The following is a 19,247-nucleotide window of genomic DNA, read 5'->3' as shown; positions in this document are numbered from 1 at the left end:
CCGTCTTCAGCGCTGCCCGATCTCCTCCGTCGACCGCTCTGGGTCGTTACGATCGGCGTGTTCCAGCTCGTCATCGGTTCTCGGTGCGTCGGGATCTGACGCGGTCTGGGTATCAGATACCGGAGGTTGTGATGCGAGCTGATCGGTTCGACCTCCCGTGAACCCAGTACTGAGCGGACCGCTCCGGGCACAGTCCGGACAATAGTGGTTGTATCCGATATCACGGGTGTAGACGGGGATCCCGGCAACTGCATACTCGTCACGGTACCGCCGAATCAGTCCGCGATCGGTCGGTTCGTCACAGTGTACACAGCGTTCGGGTGAACCGTCCGATCGGTCGAACGCGCGATGATCGACCGATCGGACTGTTCCGAACTGCCCGAGGCCGTGGCGGCGGGCAAGGCGCCGGCGAACGGCCGGCGTGAGGAAGACGCCGAACGCCAGGAGTACGAACGCGAGTCCGAGTCCAAGCACGCTGGCGAACGGACCGTCGGCGAGCGATGCCAGACTGGAGACGGCAAAGAAGCCGCCGAGCCCCAGTAGCGTCACGCCCGCAATGGTGTACAGGACCTCGGAGATACCGTCGGCCATCCTGACCGCGCCGGACTCGTCGCTCGACATTGCCGATCGGTACGATGCCCTGACTAGTAAATGTATCCCGATCGAGGTCACGAGCTGAGATGGCCGTCGCGACCCGGACGATCGAACGGGGCCACGCAGCGAGGGGTCGGTGTGGTGGACAGGCCCCGCCGGTCGCTTTCAAACCGTTTATGGCACTCGGTTGGGTACGAGCGGGTATGGCGACACAGCAGCAAGAAGTTCGCGACCTCCAGGAAGGTGGCTACGTCATGATCGACGAAACAGCGTGCAAGATCAACGCCTACTCGACCGCGAAACCCGGCAAACACGGCAGCGCCAAGGCCCGTATCGAGGCCAAGGGCGTCTTCGACGAGAAGAAGCGCTCGCTCTCCCAGCCGGTCGACGCGAAGATCCGCGTCCCGATCATCCACCGCAAGCAGGGCCAGATCGTCTCCGTCGACGGCGACGACATGCAGGTCATGGACTTAGAGAGCTACGAGACGTTCACCATGCGCATCCCCGAGGACGTCGACGCCACACCCGACGACGAGATCGAATTCCTCGAGATGGAAGGACAGCGCAAGATCGTCTGATGTTTCCCGGGGCGACCGACCGACGCGACGCATCCGACGCGAACGGCCACGCGAACTCGTCGACCGACGACGACCCGGCCGCGAGCGAGGACGCGAACTTCGTGATCGTCGGCGCGCCCCTGGACGCGTCGACGACCTTCGAACCGGGGACCCGATTCGGCCCCCGGCACGTGCGACATTTTGCGGCACCGTTCGACGATTACGATCACCGGACGGACCAGCACTTCTCCGACCTCGACGTGGTGGACGACGGCGACGTCCACGCCTGGGACGACGTCGCGGCGTACCTCGAGTACCTGGAAGGAACGCTTCGCGACGTCACCTGGGACGAGGCGGTCCCGCTCGCGATCGGCGGCGAGCACACGATCTCGCTGGCTGGTGCGAGAGCGACCGAACCCGACGTCTTCGTCTGCCTCGACGCCCACCTCGATCTCCGCGACGAGTACGACGGCAACCGGCTCAATCACGCCTGTGTAACTCGTCGGATCCTCGAAGCCGACGACCTCGAAGTCGAGGAGGCGATCATCCTGGGCGCACGAACCGGGAGCGAGGACGAGTGGGAGCGTGCGGCGGCCGACGACGTCACCGTCGTCCCGCCGGCGTCCGTCGGCGAGTGGATCGCCGAGACCGACGTCGACGCGGTACTCGACGGACGGGAGACCTACCTCAGCGTCGACATCGACGGCGCCGACCCGGCGTACGCGCCGGGGACGGGAACGATGGAGCCGTTCGGGCTCGAACCGCGCGAGATGCGCGATGCGGTTCGCACCGTGGCGCCGTTCGCGACGGGCTTCGACGTCGTCGAGGTCAACGACCGCGACGACGGGCAAGCGGCGTCGCTCGCCGGCAAGTTGCTGAAGGAGTTCGTGTACACCCACGCGGCGAGCGGCGGGCCGGTCGCGTCCACGCGATAACGATCCAATCACGTCGACCGGATGCGGACGCTCGGTGATTTTCGGCGAGAACCCCGTCGTCTCAGAACAGCGTGTCCGCCGTCGACGCACCGACGACGCTAAAGATCGAGCCAACGCTGACGGCCTTGAGCGTCGTTTCGATGGTCGGGAGCGTCATGAGCGACCCGCTCACGAACACGTCCGGCGCATCGAACAGCAGTGCCAGAATTGTCACCGAGCCGAACGAGACCAGCATGAGTGAGATGAATCGCAGCGGGATTCCGCCGACCTCCTGTTCGGCGTCGACGTCCCTGTCGTCGTTGGCTTTGTACAGACTGGCGTACCCGATCGCGAAGACGACGGCAACGGTCAGGAGCGCCTGGATCGCGTTCATACTACCAGCGAGGCTCCAGACCTCCTCGGTGACGACGAACGGCCCGGCGAGGAGGAAGCCGCCGACGAGTTGCTGGGCGACGTCGGTCAGCTTGAACTCCGGCGGCCGACGAAACCGGCTCGCGTTCATGGGCAGGCCTTTGCAGAGCGCACTAAAAGCGATGGTGGTCGACTCGGTGCGGATCAGCGAGACATCGGCGGGACCGTAGCCACCGTGCAGCGACGGGACGCCGTGATCGCCGGACAGATCTCAGAACGGCCCGTCGCAGTGAGTCTTCGGAATCGCGTTCCGCACGGTCACCAGCGGATCGACAACCTGGCTGATCTCGAGACCACCAACCAAACTCGAGAACATGTAGGCCTCGGTTGGGCCGAAGCCATGCTCGGTGGCGAAGAGGTCGATCGCGTCGAGGTTCGCCAGTTCGCACGCTTCCTCCATCGATTCGGCGCTGGCGACGGTCTTCCACGCGTCGGGCGTCTCGATCAGCGGGCGGTCGAGCTCGACCGCGACGTCGTCGCCGTCGATCACCCGGACAGTGACGTCGATGTCGGTCGCGATCTCGGCGCCCGTACCGCACATCTCGCCGTCGGCCATGGCGGCCTTGCTGTCACCCATCGCGAGCATGGCGCCGTTCTGGAAGACGGGGAAGTAGATCGTGTTGCCCGCCGAGACGTCGGTCGTATCGAGGTTGCCGCCGTGGTCGTGCGGGACGAGCGTGGTGTAGGAGTCGCTCGCGGGCGCGACACCGATCGTCCCGATGCAGGGATCGACGGCAATCTCGTGATCACCGAACTCGATCACGGCGTCCGTGACCACGTCCGCGTCCGGGGTCGAGTCTTCGGCGACCGGTGTAACCTTCGTCCGAGGCGCCTCGATGTCCTCGTGACCGTCCAGCAGGCCGAAGCCGTCGATCGTGACCACCCGGCCGCGGTCCTCCGCGAGGCGGACGTCCTCGATTTCGACGGCGAGCACGTCGCCCGGTTCGGCGCCCGCAACCTCGATCGGCCCCGTCGCGGCGTTGACCTCCTCCGGGACCGATTCGATCAGGTCGTCGTCGGTCTGGACCGCCCCGTCTAAGCTGTCTCGCGTCTCGATCGTGAGTTCGGCGCCGGGTTCGACGGTCGCGATGGGGTCGAGCGTCGGAGTGAACTCGTAGATCGCACCCTCCTCGTGTGAGACGGTTGTACGTGACATGGACGATCGTTCGTCGGGATTGGACAAAAGTGGTGGTTTCCCGGTGGTCGAAAGACCAGTTCTGGACCGTGCTAGCACCAGCTGGTAAGACTCTGGTTGGGCGACGATCGGGCGAATGATTTTCCGGTGTGGACGTACTCGACGACCCTAGCTTTTTGCTTCCGTATGTACAGCGTACCCACAACTAACCATGGGGACGACACGAGCCAACTTCCGCCTTCCGGAAGAACTCCTCGAAAAAGCCGACATCGCCGCAGAGGTAACCCACCGGAACCGAACAGAAATCGTCACGGAGGCGCTTTGCGAGTATCTTTCGGACATCGAAGACGACGAATCGTTCAACGAAGCGGTCGTCGAACTCTACCTCGACGACGAGATCGAATTCGACACCTTGAGCGCGTTTATCGGCCGCCAGGACGCCGAATCCGTCCGCTCTTCGAAGGCCATTCTCGACCAGGGCGACGAGCTGGCTGACGAGATGGCCTCGCTGTAGAATGATCGTCGCCGACACCAGCGCACTCGTCTCGTTATCTTGTGGTGATGTTCTCACAATCTGGCTCGACGAACTCGACGTCCACACGAGCCGTCACGTGCTGGAAGAACTGGAATCCACAGCGGCGTACGAGGATACCCACGGACGGGCGGCGGCAGCTGTAACCGAAAATGTCGAGCGCATTACGGTCCACGAAACGACGGGTACCGTCGCCGAGACGTCCCGAATCGACCGAGGAGAAGGCACCTGCATCGCTCTCTGTAACGCACTTGATGCCTCCTTCCTCGTCACCGACGATATCCGTGCGTTACCCGAACTCGAACGACTAACCGAGGCACAGGTCGCGATCTCTCCGATCGTCCTCTCCGCACTGGTCAAACGAGGGCGGCTCCGAGCCGACGAGGCAGACCGACGGCTGGACCAGATCCAGAAGACCGCGATTGGCTCGGAAGACCGATCTACCGCCGAGCACGAACGCTGCTGGAAGACGATCGGGCGGACGAGATCGAATAGGGGGCTCGTTCGAACGGATAGAAGACAGGTATCGAAACAGACCCAAATCGCTTACACGGTCGCCGCCCAACGAGCCGGTATGAAACTCACCGAACTCGTCGACCGGCTGGACGAGGAGCTGCGAACGGACGACTACGCGGATCTCGACGCGAGTGCGAACGGCCTGCAAGTCGGCCCGCCCGACGCCGAGATCGAACACGTCGCGTTCGCCGTCGACGGCGTCCAAGAGACGATCGACGCGGCGGCCGATGCGGGCGCGGACCTGCTCGTCACCCACCACGGTCTCTCCTGGGCCGGCATCGAGCGGGTGACCGACCAGCAGTACGGCCGGATCGCCCCGCTGATCGAGAACGACCTGGCACTGTACGTCTCGCACCTCCCGCTGGACGGCCACCAGGAACTGGGCAATGCAGCAGGCGTGGCGGACGTACTCGAACTGACCGACCGCAAACCGTTCGGCGAACTGGGGCCGGAGTGCGTGGGCCAGCGTGGCGTGGCACCGGATCCGTACGCGCCCGACGAACTCCGCGATCGGCTTGCCACCGAACTCGACACCGGTCCCGGCAACGTTCGGCTGCTCGACTTCGGTCCCGACCGGATCGAGAACGTGGCGGTGCTCACCGGCAGCGGCACCGACTGGCTCGACGAAGCCGTCGAGGCGGGCGTCGACGCGCTCGTCACCGGTGAGGGGAAGGGAAAGGTCTACCACGAGGCGAAGGAGGCCGGGATCCACGTCGCGCTGGCGGGCCACTACGCCACCGAGACATTCGGCGTCCAGGCGCTGCAGGACCTCGTCGGCGGCTGGGGCGTCGGGACGACGTTCCTCGACGTGCCGACCGGATTGTAGTGCCAAAGGCGGCGAGTGCAAGTCACCGGAGAACGGACAGGTAGTGAGAAATTACCGGTACTGTTATTTTATGAGGTGATGTCACGCGCCGTATGGCAGCGATGAGCACGCTCGACTGGATCGGTCTCGTTGGGCCGTTCGCAGTGTACCTGGTGCTCCTCGTCGTCTACTACGTCTGGGAAGGACGACGGGAGGAACGACTTCGCGAGGAGTATGCCGACGAGATGGGATCCGCAGACGAAACGGGGGCAACCTCAGGTGACCGACCGTGACGGGGATCGCAGGCGGGGCGAGCGACGCGGTGCTCGTCACCTTCGGGCTCTACCTGCTCGTGCTCGTGGGCATCGGGCTCTGGTCCTCGCGGCTGCTCGACACGGTCGGCGACTACGTCATCGGCGGTCGGCGCGTCGGCCCGGTCGTGACCGGCTTCTCGGAGCGGGCCTCCGAGATGAGTGGCTGGCTGACGTTAGGCGTCCCCGGAGACGCCTACGGCACGGGAATCATGGCCTTCTTCAACGGACTGGGGATGATCCCGGCGGACCTGGCGGCGTGGTCGGGCATCGCCAAGCGGTTGCGCAAGTACAGCGAGATCGTCCGAGCGGTCACCCTGCCGACGTTCTTCGAGACGCGCCTGCGCGACGATACCGGGACGGTGAAGGGCGTCTCGGCGGTCGTACTGATCATCTTCGAGGGTGGTTACGTGGGCGCACAGATCGTCGCCGCGGGGACGCTCCTGCAGATCCTCACCGGTACCGAACTCTGGATCGGCATCGTCGTCGGCGGCATCATCGTCGTCGGCTACACCTTCCTCGGCGGCTACTTCGCGGTCGCGTGGTCCGACTACTTCCAGGGGGCGATCATCCTCGCGGCGTTCGCAATCCTGCCGATCATCGCGTTCGGGGAGTTCGGCTCGCCGTTTTCGGGCGGGGCCTCGATCGACGGCTCGCTGACGAGTATCACGGCGGGGATGACCGGCTGGGCGGCGGTCTTCGGGATCATCAGCTACGCGGCGATCGGGCTCGGCGTGCCGGGCAATCCGCACATCATGGTCCGATTCATGGGCATCGATCGCGTGCGGAACATCCGACTCGCCGCGCTCGTCGCCCAGCTGTTCATGTTCGTCGCGTACATCGGTGCCGCACTCGTCGGGCTGTACGCGCTGGTGGCGTTCGGGGACGGCGCGCTCGCCGACGCGGAGAACGCGATGCCACGGCTGACCCTCGAACTCTTCCCGAACGCCATCGCCGGGATCATCCTCGCGGCCGCGCTCGCGGCGATGATGTCGAGCGCCGACTCGCAACTCCTCGTCGCGACAAGCGCCGTCGTCGAGGACGTCTACCACGGCTACTTCGACCGAGAGGCCACTGAGACGCAACTCGTGCGCTACTCCAGGTATGTCACGCTTGGCCTCGGCGGGGCCAGCATCGCCTTCGCGTACGTCGCTCGAAACACACCCATCTACGATCTGGTGCTCAACTACGCGTGGGGCGGACTGGGCGCGGCGATCGGCCCCACGCTCATCGCGACGCTGTGGTGGCGCGGGTTGACCCGCGAGGGCGCCGTGTCGAGCATGATCGTCGGCGCGACGACGATGCTCGTCTGGCCGCAGTGGGAACTCATCCTCGGTGAGGCGACGCTGGCCTCACTCGAGGCGTCCTCGCCGTTCCTCCACGGGTTGCTCACCGTCTACGGCCTATTCCCGGCGTTCATCCTCTCGGCGCTGACGATGATCGTCGTCTCGAAACTCACGACACCGCCCGGCAAGGAGCACCTCGACGAGCACTTCTCGGTGATGCACAAGCCCCTCTCGGCGGTGCTCGGCGATCGGGACTCGGCCGGCGACTCGTCGCCAGTCGCGACCGACGGCGGGCTCCCTCAGCCGAAGGCGATCACCGAGGCCGACGCCATCCGCGACCACGTTCGCGACAGCGACTACTGGACGGACGGAACGCGTGACGGGACCCCGGACGACGGCGAGGTGGACGAATGAGCGCCGACGAGCGGGCAGACGAGGGAACCAGCGACGAGACGGGAACGGCGGCCAGCCACGCGGCGTCGATGCGGTCCCCAGCGGCCGATGATCCGCGCGTTCGCGACGACGACCCACGCGCTTGCGAGTCCGTCGAGCTTTCGGTCGTCCCCCCTTCGATCGAGCGCGACGACGTCGAGGCGACCGGTCGCGTCGGCTGTGTGGCCTACCCCTACCGGATCTACGACGCGTCGGTCAGTATGTCGCGGCCGCTACTCGACGACCGCGAGGACGCGTTCGTCGTCAGTGTCGATCGGTCGCGGCGGCTCGCCGTCCGCGCGGACACGTTCCCGGACCTCGAATCCCGACACGTCGACGACACCCTCGTCCTCCCCGCCGAACTCACGCCCGAAGACGCCGACGAACGCGCCCGCAAGTCCGTCTTTCAGTGGACCCTCCGGCGATACTCGCTGAACCGCGCGCCCGAGATCGAGTTCGAGCGCGTCGTCACGGGCTACAAGCTGTTCTGGCTCGCCGAGCGCGACGACGGCGACGTCATCGTGGACAGTTTGACGGGGTCAGAGCGGTCGCTCGAGGAGTGACGGAATTAGAACGCACCCGATGGATGTCGGGCCCAAAGCACACCCGATGGGCAACGGGTTTGTGCCGGCACCGACTATCCCCGCGTGGCCGATGACGATGCACCCGGGCCGAACCGGTCTCGGCAACCGGTGACGACGAGCCCTATGAGTGCCGAGGCCAGCTTTCTATCCATACATTTCGGGAAAGAAGTGAACGAACGTCAGAGAATTGCGTCTACTACCCTCTGAGAGAGGACAGTCGTAATCAAAATGCGAATAGAGTACACTCTGAGGCGTCACATAGGCCCCAGTCATACCGGGAGTGGTGCGTCAACCGTGATTGATCAGTCTCGTATTCCACAATTAGGAGAAACGAGCATAATACGATAGAAACATCCATACAAAATGGAGAGAAGACATTCGATGTACTGTTAGATTTCTATGCTCGATTATTTCCATCATGAGAGCGAATTCTCACGTCGTTACAACTTTGAGGTGTGGATAAGAAGCAGCTATATAATGAGCGCAAAGGAGGCGAAATTCCACGGGATTCTCTACACCCGTCTTCTCGACTACATTGACGACAACGACACATTGTTTGACGAGCCGGTGTCTGAGAAGACGACCGACGAGGGGTTTGCGGACATCTACGTGCCGTCTGCCCTCAACGGCGAGCTGGTGATTGAGGTCAAGCGGGACGACATCTACCCGCGTGACCACGAGGTGGTAAAGCAGGCGCGCCAGTACGCGGACTCGCTGGAAGCCGAGTTCTTCGCCACGTGCAACAGTAACGACTTGTTTCTGTTCCACTATCAGGGCGAGATCGAGATGTCGGACGTGGACTTCTATTACTTCAATCTCCGTGAAGCGACGCTTGAGGAGGCGATTCCACAACTCCTCGGTGTCGTAGAACACGTCCACGAGGAGGCGGCGCTGCCGGATCAGACGGAGCGGGAGCGTATCGTCGGCGTCTTGCGGTCGTTCCACTCTTCGATTTGGCCGACGTACGCGGCGCTTGCCGAGAATAAGTACGGTCGGAACGAGCGGTTCACGCAGCAGTTCGACGAGTGGATTGCGGAGAACGACTACAGTGACCTTGACGAGGAGAAGCAGTTCGAGGTGGCCGGGAAGCAGTACGCGTACCTGCTCACGAACAAGGTTCTGTTCTACGAAGTGGTGCGCGAGAAGACGAAGCCCAAGTACGATCCCGAGATCGACGACACGGTACCGGAGATCGAGACGGAGAGCGGGTTCGAGTTGGACTCACTCCACGAACACACGACGTTGAGTGGACTGGAGACACACCTGCAGAATCAGTTCGAAACCATCATCGAAGAAATCGACTACGAACCGATCTTCAATAGTGGGGCGAGCCTGTTCGCTGACTTCCCGCAGAACAAGAAGACACTCCAGACGCTCGAGGACTTCCTCAGCAACATCGAGGCAGAGGAGATCGTCACGCTTGACGAGGACTTGCTCGGCGAGATATACGAGGAGTTGATCCCGGCAGAGGAACGGAAGGCGCTCGGACAATTCTACCCGCCGCCGAAGATCGCCGAGACGTTGACTCACTGGGCCATTCAGCCGATCGAGGACGGTCAGATTCCGAAGGTGCTAGATCCGGCCTCGGGGAGTGGGACGTTCTGCGTGGAGGCGTACCACCGACTTGATTCGGTGGCTCCGACCGCCACTCATCAGGAGATCATCGACAGCATTGTCGGCGTTGACGTGAACCGATTTCCGCTCCACTTAACGGCGATCAATCTGGCGAGCCAGAACATCTCCGAGCGCACTGACCGTCTGCATTTGTACCACGACAGCTTCTTTAACATCGATCCGGAGACGCAGTACTTGGCGAGTACGCGGCTCGGCGAGCAGGAGGATGTAGACGGTGTTCTCGGCAAGTTCGACGCCGCCATCGCCAATCCGCCGTATATGGATCACCGGAGTCTGTACCCCGACTCTGAGCACTTCAAAAGCCACCTGAAGAAAATCGGGAACGGTGAGTACTACGACGGAGACAAGAAACTGAGCGGATACAGCGACGCCTACGTCTACTTCGTCACACACGGGAGACAGTTCATGCGCGATGGCGGTCGAATGGGGTACATCATCCCGACGAAGTGGATGATGACCCGGTACGGCGAAGGGTTCCAGCAGTTCCTGTTTGACCAGTTCAAGGTGCGTGCGGTCGTCGGCTTCGGCGCTCGGGCGTTCGAAGATGCGTTCGTTGACGGTGCAATGGTGATGTTGGAGAAGTGCAGTGACGAGTCTGAACGGCGCGATAATACGGTGAACTTCATCAGAATCAAGGACACGATGGAGGTTGAGGACATCATCGACACACTCAACTTCGACTACCCGATCGACGACAACCGAGAGATGGCGGTTGTGAATCGGGGGGCGTACCGGACGGTGGCCGTGAGCCAAGACTACCTGATGGATCGGGACACCAGCAAACTCGGTTACTTCCTCGATGCGCCTCAGACCTTCATTGAGATGCTGGAGAACCCGATGATGGTTCCCCTCAAAGACCTACTCGAGGACTCGGGTGGCGGCGTCAAGACCGGTGCGAACGAGTTCTTCTACATCGACAAGGACGAGGCTGCCGAGCGCGGGATTGACGAGCAATTCCTATCGCCGGCGGTGAGATGGATCAAGGACATCGAGCGCGGTCAGGTGTTGAACGCAGAGATGACGGACTTGCGGATCCTTGACCTGCACGAGTACGTCAAGGACGTGAAGTCGAACGGGGGCTTTGAACAGTCCGACTTGGAGGAGCGAGTCAAGCAGGCGTTTCGTGATGATGGTCACACCGAGTTGGTGGACTACGTCCGCGAGGGAGAGGCACGGGAGTTCAACGAACGGAAGACGACCGCCAGCCGCGATGTGTGGTTCGACGTAGGGCAGAGCTACGACATCAACCGGAAGCGAGATGCATCAATTCTGCACCCGAAGGGGTTCAAGTATCGTATCTTCGCCAGTCGCAACGAAGGCATCGTACCGAACAACCGACTGCACTGTCTGTACCCGGACAGGGGCGTGGACACGATGGCTCTTCTTGGAGTCCTCAACTCCAACGTGTATCAGGGACTCGTCGAGGCATGGGGGAGGAGCGAGGGCCGGGGGATGCTGGAGCTGGCCAAGTACGAGTTGATTGGTGTTCCGGTACTGGACGTCCGGAAATTGGACGAGGAAGAGTTGGAGTCCATCAAGGACGCGTACAGGGCGTTGGAGGCAGGCGAGTCGGATGCACAGGATCGGCTTGACGAGGCGGTTATAGAGGCGTCGGGTGTGGACATCAGCGTGGAGAAGTTGCAGGAGTTGCGGGAGGCCGTGACGGAGCGGCGGAACAATCGCGGTACGACTTCCGAAGTGATGGTGGAGAAAGTGGATACGCTCGAAGAACTGGGAACGAGCACGTTTACTGTCGGTTCCGAGGGTTCTGAGGAAGCCGAGTTAAGCGACTTTATGTGATGCCAGAGATCGTCAACGTCGTCGAATCGTGGTCACTGGATGCTGAGTTTGATTTGGAGAAAGTCACTACCGCTCGGTGAGGAACGCAGTCACAAACTCTTCGTGGGCGATATCAATTTCACCGGGTTCGGAGTTGCGAGCATTTTCGAGTTTGTCCTCTAATTGCTCGATTTTTAGTTGTAGCTCTTCGGCCTGTGACTCGTTTTGGCTGTACGCGAGAAACCCCTCTTTCCGAGCAGCACGGGCCTCCTGTATCAGCTCGTACAGGTACTTCGATTGGCTCCCGTAGCCCTGCTCTTCTGCTTCTTCCATCCACTCTTCGACGTGCTTTCGATTGGGATAGAGGGCAACGTAAGTCGTTTCTTCGGCTAGGCCTACCTCATTCTCCCAGTCACATTGTTGAGACCCTCAATTTTTGCTCATTTTCTACATCAGAAACTTATGCCCGGACACTCCTAGGCGTTGTGGATAGTGATAGTAGACATGATACCCCATCTACAATGGCTCTAAAGAAAGATTTAAATGGTGAATTACGACACAAGATTTTTGCGCTTTGTCCAAACTATGGTCTAGTAATGAGCCAAGAGTACGGGGACCCGCGGGACTATAAGGACAGACTTGTCGACCGGTTATTATTGTTGCATCTGTTTGACAGAGTTTCAGAAACAAGCCGGATCACAGGTGACGTGAAGCTCCAAAAACTAGTCTTTCTTAGTGAAAACTCTTTAGTCCAAGAAGGGATCGATGGACTCAAATATTCCTTTTTTAGATGGGAACACGGTCCAATGAGTAAGGAAGTGTATGAGGATCACGAATATCTTTGTGAAAACAGGTTTGTATCTGAGGAGTCGGGGGAGATACTCTCTCAAGGAAAAGAAGTACTAGACCAAGCAACGCCTGTCCTGTCTGATAATAGCGACATAGTCCGGGAAATTAATTTGACTATCGAAAAGTATGGAGATATTCCTGGTTACAAACTCAAAAACATAGTCTACGATATGAATGTAGAACTGATGGCGTCTGGAACTGAGCAAAAAGTCGAAGACATCCCGAAGGGTACAGATATCATCTGGTCGTTATCTAATGACGAATACAACCAGAGATTCGAACTCTCTGACGAATGGGCTGAAACCTTAGACATATTGCTTCATGAGAGATCGAGAAAGTCAGTGAATACTGCTGTTGAAGAGGCTCGCAAAGAACCTAGTTCTTCTTTTTCCATCGATGTCTGAAGGCGAGAATTTTGAAGCTAGACAACAGCCAAAGTTTGAACGAGACTACAAGAAACTCAATAAGCAGGGAAAAGGAGACTCGGTCATAGAAGGTGTCCAGGGTATCGTAGAGGATCCAAAGGGGAACTCTACTCGTCTCAAAGGGGAATATGAGGGAAAGAGAAAACACAGAAATGATCCTATTCGAATAGTTTTCTCTTCTTGTCCAGAATGTATCGAACGTGACGACATGGAACACAACGCTTGTGCTGATTGTGAAGACTTGCATGGGGAAAATCAGGAAGATCCCCAGAAAATCATTAAGTTGTTCGAAACAGGAGAGCGAGAGAATTTTTACTAGAATTGCAAGTGACGTTTCCAAGTGCACACTTGTAGATTGAATACAGGTCTATCTCCAAACAGGAATTAGACCTCTTCCCTTTTTGGTAAGCCGGAAAGAAAACTGCTTTCACAGGATATACGCCTGATAAAGCTGTACTCGAATTACGATCATCACTGAAGAAACAGTTCCCTTGAAGGAGTTCTATACATCTCGTAAGACTCTCGATCGACAATTGAGTTTGGGGAATGTTAGAAGGGGAACTATTCCGTAGCCACCTTTTCTATAGCGGCAATCGAGGATTCGAATTCGAGGGTTTTGGTAGGCCTAGAGCGCCGAATTAGGCTTCCCCTACTCGGTACTTTTATAGTTGATGGCAACCACTTAGAGAATGTCTCCCAAGGAAACCAATCGGAGACGGAAAATACATGAGTTCGTCGTCAAAAGCCCGAGGTCCCAGCAGAGACCAGCAGACTCTAGGAGAGGCAGTTGTTTCCCAACGGATCAAACAATTCCCAAGAGGCATCATACTCCGAATCGAGATTCCTCACGACGGATTTGAGGATTTCCTGAAAGGAAACATGCTCATCACATACGTGATGGTCAACTTCTGTGACGTCGTCGAAGTTCTCGATGAATACGGTACTCTTGACGCTGTCCTTGAACCCTGGCAAGTCCCCATCGTAACAGCAACAGAAAAGGACGAAATCCTGCGAAACCGCACCAGAGCACAAATCCGACGCATACTGAAACAGATCCAGCCCGCGATTTACATTCCTGATACCGGCACCGTCTACAGGGAAGATGATGGTGCAAAGCAGCTGGGCGGGATCAGAGAATACAAAATCCGGCTCAAATGGTTGAACCAGGAAATTGCTGAACAAGGCTGGGAAATCGAACTTCTCCCGCTTGCAAAGGGTATGAAGCAGTGGCATTTCGAGGAGTACGTCGATCTCTTTCACCGCCTCGGATTCACGAATTTCGCGTTCTATACACGGCAATACTGTGGAGGATCGACCGGGAATCAGATCAATGATCTGATTGACCACATCAATAATCTCATCACGGTCATTGATCCCGATAACGTTCTCGCCATCGCCCGACACGGCGAAACCCACCTCAGAAAACTTCCTCCACGGGTTACAGGGGCGAGCGGACTCACCCAGTTCATCAAGAGCTGCTCCGACGGAAATGGAAGTTTCTCACAAGACATGTTCGCAGAATGGCGTCCCCGCAGGGAAGAAGCACTGTTTGCTAACCACGGCCACAAGCAACCGAAACTCAACGACTACAAATCATGCTAATGGGATTAGGACCCTCCGGCGGAGGCAGCAGTAGCGGAAGTAGCGATTCAAACGACGATGACGACGGTAGAACAGACGGAGACATCACCGAATACGGCGACTCAGGAGGCTCCAAGGAAGATGAAGATGATAGCGGAGGCGGAGCGGCTGCTGTGGCTGGTGCTACCGGAGCTGCGGCATCCAGTGCTGGCGGAGGTGCCGCTGGCGCTGCTGGGGTTGGAGGAGCGGGAGCAGCTGGAGGCAGTGGAGGCAGCGGTAGCGGTAGTTCGGGCAGCGAAAACGGTGAAGACGAGGAAGCAGAAGACGAAAAAGAGGGAGATGATTCTGAATCCGATGATACGGAGTGTGAAGAGCCTGAAGACGGTGAGTCGGAGGAGACGGAAGGAGATTCAGACTCTGACAGCTTTGAAGACCAAGAAAATGACCAAGAGAACGATGAAGAGTATGACGAGGATGAAGAGGACACCGAAGAAGATGAAGAAGAAGACGAAAAGGAGAAAGAAGCCTCGATCGTTGTCCACACCGATCCCTGGGACAACACCGGCTGGGGAATGGAACCGGTGTTAAAACACCTGCAATACACATTCGGAGATAGACTCGAAATCTCCTACGAGCTAGCACCTGTCCGCACGTTCGATGATCCTCTACACCAAGCAGAGAAATGGCGAGAAAACGCAGAAACCCACAGAATACCCACAAACGAAGACGTGTGGAAAGAAGAGCCACCAACCTCTACAAAACTTTCCTCCCGAGCATTCAACGCAGCCAAAAAGCAAGACGAACAACTAGCTCGAAACTATCTTCGCCGGTTACGGTTAGCAGCTCAGGTTAAAGGACGAAATATCGAAAACAGAGAATTACTTCTGGACCTCGCCGCCGACGTCGGTCTAAATAAACGCCGACTGGCAGAGGACTGGGACGCCGTTACACTCGAACGAACTCCTGAAGCCACAGAGATGCCGGTGATGAAGGTTGAGATCGATAATATTCCTCGGACTTGGAAAGGCCGCGTTGAGTACGAACGAGCGCTAGCCGCATTCCTCGGTCACACCATGGAACCAGAGCCTGTTCTCCAGCCACTCACCAAGTTCGTAGAGGAACATGGACCAGTTGCTACAGAAGAAGTGATGGAAGTATTCGACCTCTCGCGAGAAACCGCTACTAAGAAACTCCGTAGTTCCGCTGAAATCCGAGCAGTAGAGTTCAACTGTGGTACATTTTGGGAAACCGTTTAAATTCTCGTCGAGTAAGCCATAGAAGCGGTTGATGTTGTCCTGACGAACCATTTCAATGGGTTCCTCTCAATGACGCACAAAGAGTTTCACCACTCGGTGTGACGTCTTTGAATAGAACGACGGATGGATGTCTGCGTACTCTCGCCCTGTTCCAAAGACAAACGATACGCCCCCGTTCTTGACTGTGAGGACGTAGACGGGCACTCGCGTGGGGAACTAGTACAGGAACATGCCGAGTACACCACGACTGCGGCAGGCATGTATACTGGTCGTGAACACCAGCACGTCAAGACGGCAGTCACTCATCTCCGTGAGGTTGCAGATGTCGACTGGTATATCATTTCCGCAGGATTCGGGTTGCTACGAGACGATACGGAGATACCGTCCTATGAGTGTGGTTTCAGCGATATCGAATCCGTTCGAAAGCGGGCCAAGCGAGCAGGATACAATATTGACGGCCTGACGAATGACGAGGCGATCGAGGCAGTCGGCCGCGAGAAGAGCATTCCTCAGACGTTCAATAATATACTGACTCGAGAATACGACTTGCTGTTCGCCGTGTTGAGTGAGCCATACCTCTTGTCAGTGGCCGATGCACTAACCGAGATTCCTAAACAAACGACAGCATTTGCGTTTGCTTCGAAGGGGAGTAAACAGTCCGTTGGTGATTGTATTTGGATTCCTGCTACAGAAACGGAACGGGAAGCCCTGGAAACGACGTGGATGGCATTGCGAGGTAAACTGTTCCGCGAGGTTGCGTCTTCAGCAGAAATACGGGATCTAGAGCAGCTATTAAAACACCCTGAGCGTGCAGAAATCCTGAGTTCCTGAGGGGACAACTATACCAATTCTCGTTCGAGGCCCACTTGCCGACGGATTCCCATTAGCTCTTCAAAGAACGCGGAATCACGAAGCTCCTCGTAGATTGCTGCCATTGCAGCCAGTTCGTCACGGACGTACTCTTCGATGATTTCGTGTTTACCGTTTTCGTAGTACTCTGGCACGTCCTCACCAGCGAAGTCGCCCTGTGTACCGACAATCTCGCCGCGTACTGCCTCCATCCCGATGAAGTCGGCTCCAAGAAGGTGTGCGAGGTCGAGATATGAAGGCCATCGGTAGATTTGGTTCCAACAATCCTCGTATGACCATCCCAAGTCGTTGAGCACACCGTCGGTAGTGATGCACTTCAGGAAAAGGAACGGGGCATCAAACCCGAGGATATTGAACCCAACAAAGAGCGCACCGTCAGCCCCGATACGCTTCCGCTTGATCCCAGCCCAATCGTCCAGAAAGTCAACAAGGAGTTCTCGTTCCGATTCGTATTCCCAGCTAGGATAGAACGAGACGTTTCCATCGTCGTACGAATACTGTGCGCTGATGATTTGATCTTCGAAGGGTGAGAACCTTGTCGTTTCCAAATCGTAGCCGTAAACGAGCAAAGCAGTTTCCTGATTGTTCCGGGTTTCTAATAACTCCAAGGTCGGTGGTAGCGGGATTGAAACCGGTGAGTTACAATTGCAGTAGCATGGCCGGCACACACCCCCCATCCGAAGAGGTAGAGCAATATTGGATTTACGCTCAAGGCGACAGGCAAGACTACTATGAGGCTCACGATGTTCTGAAGCAAAAAGACATGACAGCGAACGACATACCAGAGTCTGATAACGACACTGTTCGGGAATTAGACGAAGAAGCGCTTCAACACGATTCCCCGACATCACTTTCTGGGAAGTGGAACGTGTTCCTCAAACCCGCCGAGATCGACGACGTCTGGGGCTACGTGACCGAGTTGGTCAAAGAGAACGAAATCTACTCAGCAAAGGTGACAGCCAAATATGGTCGCGAAGAAGAGAATCGAGGTAACCATGTCATCGTCGTCTATACACCCAACTACTTCGACAAAGAGGATGTCTTTCGAGTCCGCGAATTGCTGAGAAATAAGTGCGGGATAGAGGAAACGCTGTACTATAAACCAGATATCTACACCAGAAAGGGAATCTACGCCGATACTGCTCAGGAGAGGGGTCTTCCAGGAGCAAGTCGGTATTTCGGATAAAGTAGGTGATTTTGAGAATACGAGCCGTCATTATCGGCGATTAGGTCGATTTCACTTTCACAGTGGTTGTCTAATTTTCAAGACTATTCCGATCCAAGGGGGAGTATATGTCCGAACAGGCACGAAAATTCGACCTCAACATGGAGGAGGTGCTAGAGGCGTGGGGTGTCGCAGATGCAGCCCGAGAGGTAATCGCTAACGCCCTCGACGAACAGGCCCTCACAGAAACGAGTGAAGTAGAAATCTATGAAGACGACCAGGGGAGATGGCACATCCGGGATAACGGTCGAGGGCTACGCCACGAGCACCTCACGCAGAACGAGGACGAGGAGAAGCTGAACAACCCGGACAAGGTAATCGGCAAATTCGGCGTTGGGTTGAAGGACGCGCTGGCGACGTTCTACCGTAACGGGGTCGACGTAACCATTCACTCGAAGCACGAGACAATAACCGTCGAGAAAGCGCCTAAGGCGGATTTCGAAGACATTGAGACACTGCACGGGCTCATCTATCCGCCTGAGCGTGATATCGATGGAACGGACGTGGTTCTCGATGGCATCACGGAGTCTCAAATCGATCAGGCCAAAAGCAACTTTCTTCGCTTTACCGACGACGAGCTCTTGGAGGAAACCAAGTTCGGAGAGGTCTACGCTTCCCCCGCAGGCGAGGATTCCCGTATCTACGTTACTGGGCTCAAGGTCGCTACCGAGGAGAACTTCCTTTTCAGCTACAACATCACGAAGACGACGAAGCAGGTCCGAGACGCCCTGAATCGGGAGCGTTCAAACGTTGGGCGCACAGCCTATAGTTCGCGGGTGAAAGATATTCTACGGGAGTGTGAAACCACAGAAGTCGCTCAGCGGCTTGTCGACGATTTCGAGAACTTCACGGATGGAACAACCCACGATGAAGTGAATTGGAAACCGATTCGTCTGCACGCGGTAAAGCTCCTGAACGAACGGGACGACGTTGTATTTGCGACCGTGGATGAGCTACACTCGAACGCGGACCTGCTCAACCATGCCCGTAGAGACGGGTATCGAGTCGTCACTGTCCCCGAGAACATCCGTAACGAGATCCAGGACGAGCGAGATTCCGAGGGGAATCGCCTTCGTGACGTTGGCACGTATCTCGAAGAGTACAACGAGAGTTTCGAGTACGACTGGGTCCCCGAGGACGAAATGACAGAGGACGAGCGCGAGGTGTGGAATTGCAGGGACGATATTCTCGACCTCCTCAATAACCCACCTGTAGAGAAGATACGGGTGTCAGAGACGATTCGAATGACCGAGCGAGGCGAGATGGCAAATGGAGTCTGGGATGGAAATGAACAGCGTATTGTCATTCGACGTCAGCAACTAAACAGCGTTCGAGATTTCGCCAGCACGTTGCTCCACGAAGTCGCACACCCGAGAAGTGGAGGAGCACCTGACCTCTCGAAACCGTTCGAGGATGCACTGACAGGCCTGCTAGGCGAGGTCGCAGAAGCGGCTATCAGCAATTAATGAGTTATCACAACCGCTCCGTCTGGCGTGAGTGCCCCGAGTGCGGCGAGAAGCAGAAAGTGA

General features: G+C 57.6%; 20 protein-coding genes. 15 read left to right on the top strand and 5 right to left on the bottom strand.

Going from position 1 to position 19,247, the window contains the following annotated elements:
- Positions 1-6: 6 nt before the first annotated feature.
- A complete protein-coding gene (locus C479_RS13320; RefSeq protein WP_007703572.1) occupies positions 7-621 on the bottom strand; it encodes a hypothetical protein in 615 nt (204 codons plus the stop codon).
- A gap of 176 nt (positions 622-797) precedes the next feature.
- On the opposite strand from C479_RS13320, the gene C479_RS13315 reads away from it, so the two are divergent.
- Together C479_RS13315 and speB are read left to right on the top strand one after the other, a co-directional pair.
- On the top strand, positions 798-1,172 hold the full coding sequence (locus tag C479_RS13315) for a translation initiation factor IF-5A (RefSeq protein ID WP_007703571.1): 375 nt from the start codon (positions 798-800) through the stop codon (positions 1,170-1,172).
- Positions 1,172-2,086: an agmatinase gene (gene speB, locus C479_RS13310; protein WP_007703570.1), complete on the top strand. Its 915-nt coding sequence runs from the start codon at positions 1,172-1,174 to the stop codon at positions 2,084-2,086. The genes C479_RS13315 and speB overlap by 1 nt, the downstream gene beginning before the upstream one ends.
- A 61-nt stretch (positions 2,087-2,147) precedes the next feature.
- Here speB and C479_RS13305 read toward each other — a convergent pair whose 3' ends face one another.
- Both C479_RS13305 and C479_RS13300 read right to left on the bottom strand, forming a co-directional pair.
- On the bottom strand, positions 2,148-2,588 hold the full coding sequence (locus C479_RS13305; RefSeq protein ID WP_007703569.1) for a DUF2391 family protein: 441 nt from the start codon (positions 2,586-2,588) through the stop codon (positions 2,148-2,150).
- Positions 2,589-2,708: 120 nt separating this feature from the next.
- Positions 2,709-3,653 carry an acetamidase/formamidase family protein gene (locus tag C479_RS13300; protein ID WP_007703568.1) on the bottom strand — a complete coding sequence of 315 codons (945 nt, stop codon included), beginning with the start codon at positions 3,651-3,653 and terminating at the stop codon, positions 2,709-2,711.
- 190 nt (positions 3,654-3,843) lie between these two features.
- Here C479_RS13300 and C479_RS13295 point away from each other — a divergent pair, with 190 nt between their 5' ends.
- The 6 genes from C479_RS13295 to C479_RS13270 all read left to right on the top strand — a co-directional run bounded on the left by C479_RS13295 (position 3,844) and on the right by C479_RS13270 (position 11,533).
- Positions 3,844-4,146, top strand: a complete 303-nt coding sequence (locus C479_RS13295) for a hypothetical protein (RefSeq protein ID WP_007703567.1) — start codon at positions 3,844-3,846, stop codon at positions 4,144-4,146.
- 592 nt (positions 4,147-4,738) lie between these two features.
- Positions 4,739-5,506, top strand: a complete 768-nt coding sequence (locus tag C479_RS13290; protein ID WP_007703565.1) for a Nif3-like dinuclear metal center hexameric protein — start codon at positions 4,739-4,741, stop codon at positions 5,504-5,506.
- A 92-nt stretch (positions 5,507-5,598) separates the two neighbouring features.
- The gene (locus C479_RS13285) at positions 5,599-5,778 is read left to right on the top strand and encodes a hypothetical protein (protein WP_007703563.1); all 180 of its coding nucleotides are present in this window, start codon (positions 5,599-5,601) and stop codon (positions 5,776-5,778) included.
- A complete protein-coding gene (locus C479_RS13280) occupies positions 5,775-7,496 on the top strand; it encodes a sodium/proline symporter (protein ID WP_007703561.1) in 1,722 nt (573 codons plus the stop codon). Before C479_RS13285 ends, C479_RS13280 begins: the two co-directional genes overlap by 4 nt.
- Entirely contained in the window at positions 7,493-8,077 is a 585-nt protein-coding gene (locus C479_RS13275; protein ID WP_007703555.1) for a hypothetical protein, read from the top strand. Before C479_RS13280 ends, C479_RS13275 begins: the two co-directional genes overlap by 4 nt.
- A gap of 498 nt (positions 8,078-8,575) precedes the next feature.
- Positions 8,576-11,533 (top strand): N-6 DNA methylase, encoded by a 2,958-nt coding sequence (locus C479_RS13270; protein WP_152415909.1) that lies wholly within the window; start codon positions 8,576-8,578, stop codon positions 11,531-11,533.
- A gap of 66 nt (positions 11,534-11,599) precedes the next feature.
- Here C479_RS13270 and C479_RS13265 read toward each other — a convergent pair whose 3' ends face one another.
- Entirely contained in the window at positions 11,600-11,845 is a 246-nt protein-coding gene (locus C479_RS13265; RefSeq protein WP_007703550.1) for a hypothetical protein, read from the bottom strand.
- Positions 11,846-12,108: 263 nt separating this feature from the next.
- Between C479_RS13265 and C479_RS16150 the strand changes: the two genes are divergently transcribed.
- The 5 genes from C479_RS16150 (at position 12,109) to C479_RS13240 (ending at position 16,454) form a co-directional block, all read left to right on the top strand.
- Complete coding sequence (locus tag C479_RS16150; RefSeq protein ID WP_152415908.1) at positions 12,109-12,765, top strand: type II toxin-antitoxin system antitoxin SocA domain-containing protein; 657 nt, start codon at positions 12,109-12,111, stop codon at positions 12,763-12,765.
- Complete coding sequence (locus C479_RS16145) at positions 12,758-13,105, top strand: type II toxin-antitoxin system RelE family toxin (protein WP_152415907.1); 348 nt, start codon at positions 12,758-12,760, stop codon at positions 13,103-13,105. The genes C479_RS16150 and C479_RS16145 overlap by 8 nt, the downstream gene beginning before the upstream one ends.
- A 407-nt stretch (positions 13,106-13,512) precedes the next feature.
- Positions 13,513-14,388, top strand: a complete 876-nt coding sequence (locus C479_RS13255) for a hypothetical protein (protein ID WP_007703546.1) — start codon at positions 13,513-13,515, stop codon at positions 14,386-14,388.
- Entirely contained in the window at positions 14,388-15,623 is a 1,236-nt protein-coding gene (locus tag C479_RS15895) for a DsbA family protein (protein ID WP_152415906.1), read from the top strand. The genes C479_RS13255 and C479_RS15895 overlap by 1 nt, the downstream gene beginning before the upstream one ends.
- Before the next feature lie 258 nt (positions 15,624-15,881).
- Positions 15,882-16,454, top strand: a complete 573-nt coding sequence (locus C479_RS13240; RefSeq protein ID WP_206536721.1) for a hypothetical protein — start codon at positions 15,882-15,884, stop codon at positions 16,452-16,454.
- Between the two features lie 8 nt (positions 16,455-16,462).
- On the opposite strand, the gene C479_RS13235 is transcribed toward C479_RS13240, so the two are convergent.
- Entirely contained in the window at positions 16,463-17,062 is a 600-nt protein-coding gene (locus tag C479_RS13235; protein WP_152415905.1) for a hypothetical protein, read from the bottom strand.
- A gap of 86 nt (positions 17,063-17,148) precedes the next feature.
- On the opposite strand from C479_RS13235, the gene C479_RS13230 reads away from it, so the two are divergent.
- Together C479_RS13230 and C479_RS13225 are read left to right on the top strand one after the other, a co-directional pair.
- Complete coding sequence (locus C479_RS13230) at positions 17,149-17,679, top strand: putative phosphothreonine lyase domain-containing protein (protein ID WP_007703537.1); 531 nt, start codon at positions 17,149-17,151, stop codon at positions 17,677-17,679.
- 107 nt (positions 17,680-17,786) lie between these two features.
- On the top strand, positions 17,787-19,184 hold the full coding sequence (locus C479_RS13225) for an ATP-binding protein (protein ID WP_007703535.1): 1,398 nt from the start codon (positions 17,787-17,789) through the stop codon (positions 19,182-19,184).
- Positions 19,185-19,247 lie beyond the last annotated feature (63 nt).

Origin of the sequence: Halovivax asiaticus JCM 14624 (assembly GCF_000337515.1) — an archaeon.
In the GTDB taxonomy this organism is placed as follows: Archaea; Halobacteriota; Halobacteria; order Halobacteriales; family Natrialbaceae; genus Halovivax; species Halovivax asiaticus.
The sequence above is the reverse complement of the archived record's forward strand: the minus strand, read 5'-3'. Positions and strand labels throughout refer to the sequence as shown.

Excerpts from the sequence above, each read along its gene's own strand:
- C479_RS13285 (WP_007703563.1), top strand. The coding sequence starts at position 5,599 with ATGGCAGCGATGAGCACGCTCGACTGGATCGGTCTCGTTGGGCCGTTC.
- C479_RS15895 (WP_152415906.1), top strand. The coding sequence starts at position 14,388 with ATGGGATTAGGACCCTCCGGCGGAGGCAGCAGTAGCGGAAGTAGCGAT.
- C479_RS13240 (WP_206536721.1), top strand. The coding sequence starts at position 15,882 with ATGTATACTGGTCGTGAACACCAGCACGTCAAGACGGCAGTCACTCAT.
- C479_RS13255 (WP_007703546.1), top strand. The coding sequence starts at position 13,513 with ATGAGTTCGTCGTCAAAAGCCCGAGGTCCCAGCAGAGACCAGCAGACT.
- C479_RS13265 (WP_007703550.1), bottom strand. The coding sequence starts at position 11,845 with ATGGAAGAAGCAGAAGAGCAGGGCTACGGGAGCCAATCGAAGTACCTG.
- C479_RS13295 (WP_007703567.1), top strand. The coding sequence starts at position 3,844 with ATGGGGACGACACGAGCCAACTTCCGCCTTCCGGAAGAACTCCTCGAA.
- C479_RS13305 (WP_007703569.1), bottom strand. The coding sequence starts at position 2,588 with ATGAACGCGAGCCGGTTTCGTCGGCCGCCGGAGTTCAAGCTGACCGAC.
- C479_RS13275 (WP_007703555.1), top strand. The coding sequence starts at position 7,493 with ATGAGCGCCGACGAGCGGGCAGACGAGGGAACCAGCGACGAGACGGGA.
- C479_RS13225 (WP_007703535.1), top strand. The coding sequence starts at position 17,787 with ATGTCCGAACAGGCACGAAAATTCGACCTCAACATGGAGGAGGTGCTA.
- C479_RS13315 (WP_007703571.1), top strand. The coding sequence starts at position 798 with ATGGCGACACAGCAGCAAGAAGTTCGCGACCTCCAGGAAGGTGGCTAC.
- C479_RS13270 (WP_152415909.1), top strand. The coding sequence starts at position 8,576 with ATGAGCGCAAAGGAGGCGAAATTCCACGGGATTCTCTACACCCGTCTT.
- C479_RS16145 (WP_152415907.1), top strand. The coding sequence starts at position 12,758 with ATGTCTGAAGGCGAGAATTTTGAAGCTAGACAACAGCCAAAGTTTGAA.
- C479_RS13320 (WP_007703572.1), bottom strand. The coding sequence starts at position 621 with ATGTCGAGCGACGAGTCCGGCGCGGTCAGGATGGCCGACGGTATCTCC.
- C479_RS13290 (WP_007703565.1), top strand. The coding sequence starts at position 4,739 with ATGAAACTCACCGAACTCGTCGACCGGCTGGACGAGGAGCTGCGAACG.
- C479_RS16150 (WP_152415908.1), top strand. The coding sequence starts at position 12,109 with ATGAGCCAAGAGTACGGGGACCCGCGGGACTATAAGGACAGACTTGTC.
- C479_RS13230 (WP_007703537.1), top strand. The coding sequence starts at position 17,149 with ATGGCCGGCACACACCCCCCATCCGAAGAGGTAGAGCAATATTGGATT.
- speB (WP_007703570.1), top strand. The coding sequence starts at position 1,172 with ATGTTTCCCGGGGCGACCGACCGACGCGACGCATCCGACGCGAACGGC.
- C479_RS13300 (WP_007703568.1), bottom strand. The coding sequence starts at position 3,653 with ATGTCACGTACAACCGTCTCACACGAGGAGGGTGCGATCTACGAGTTC.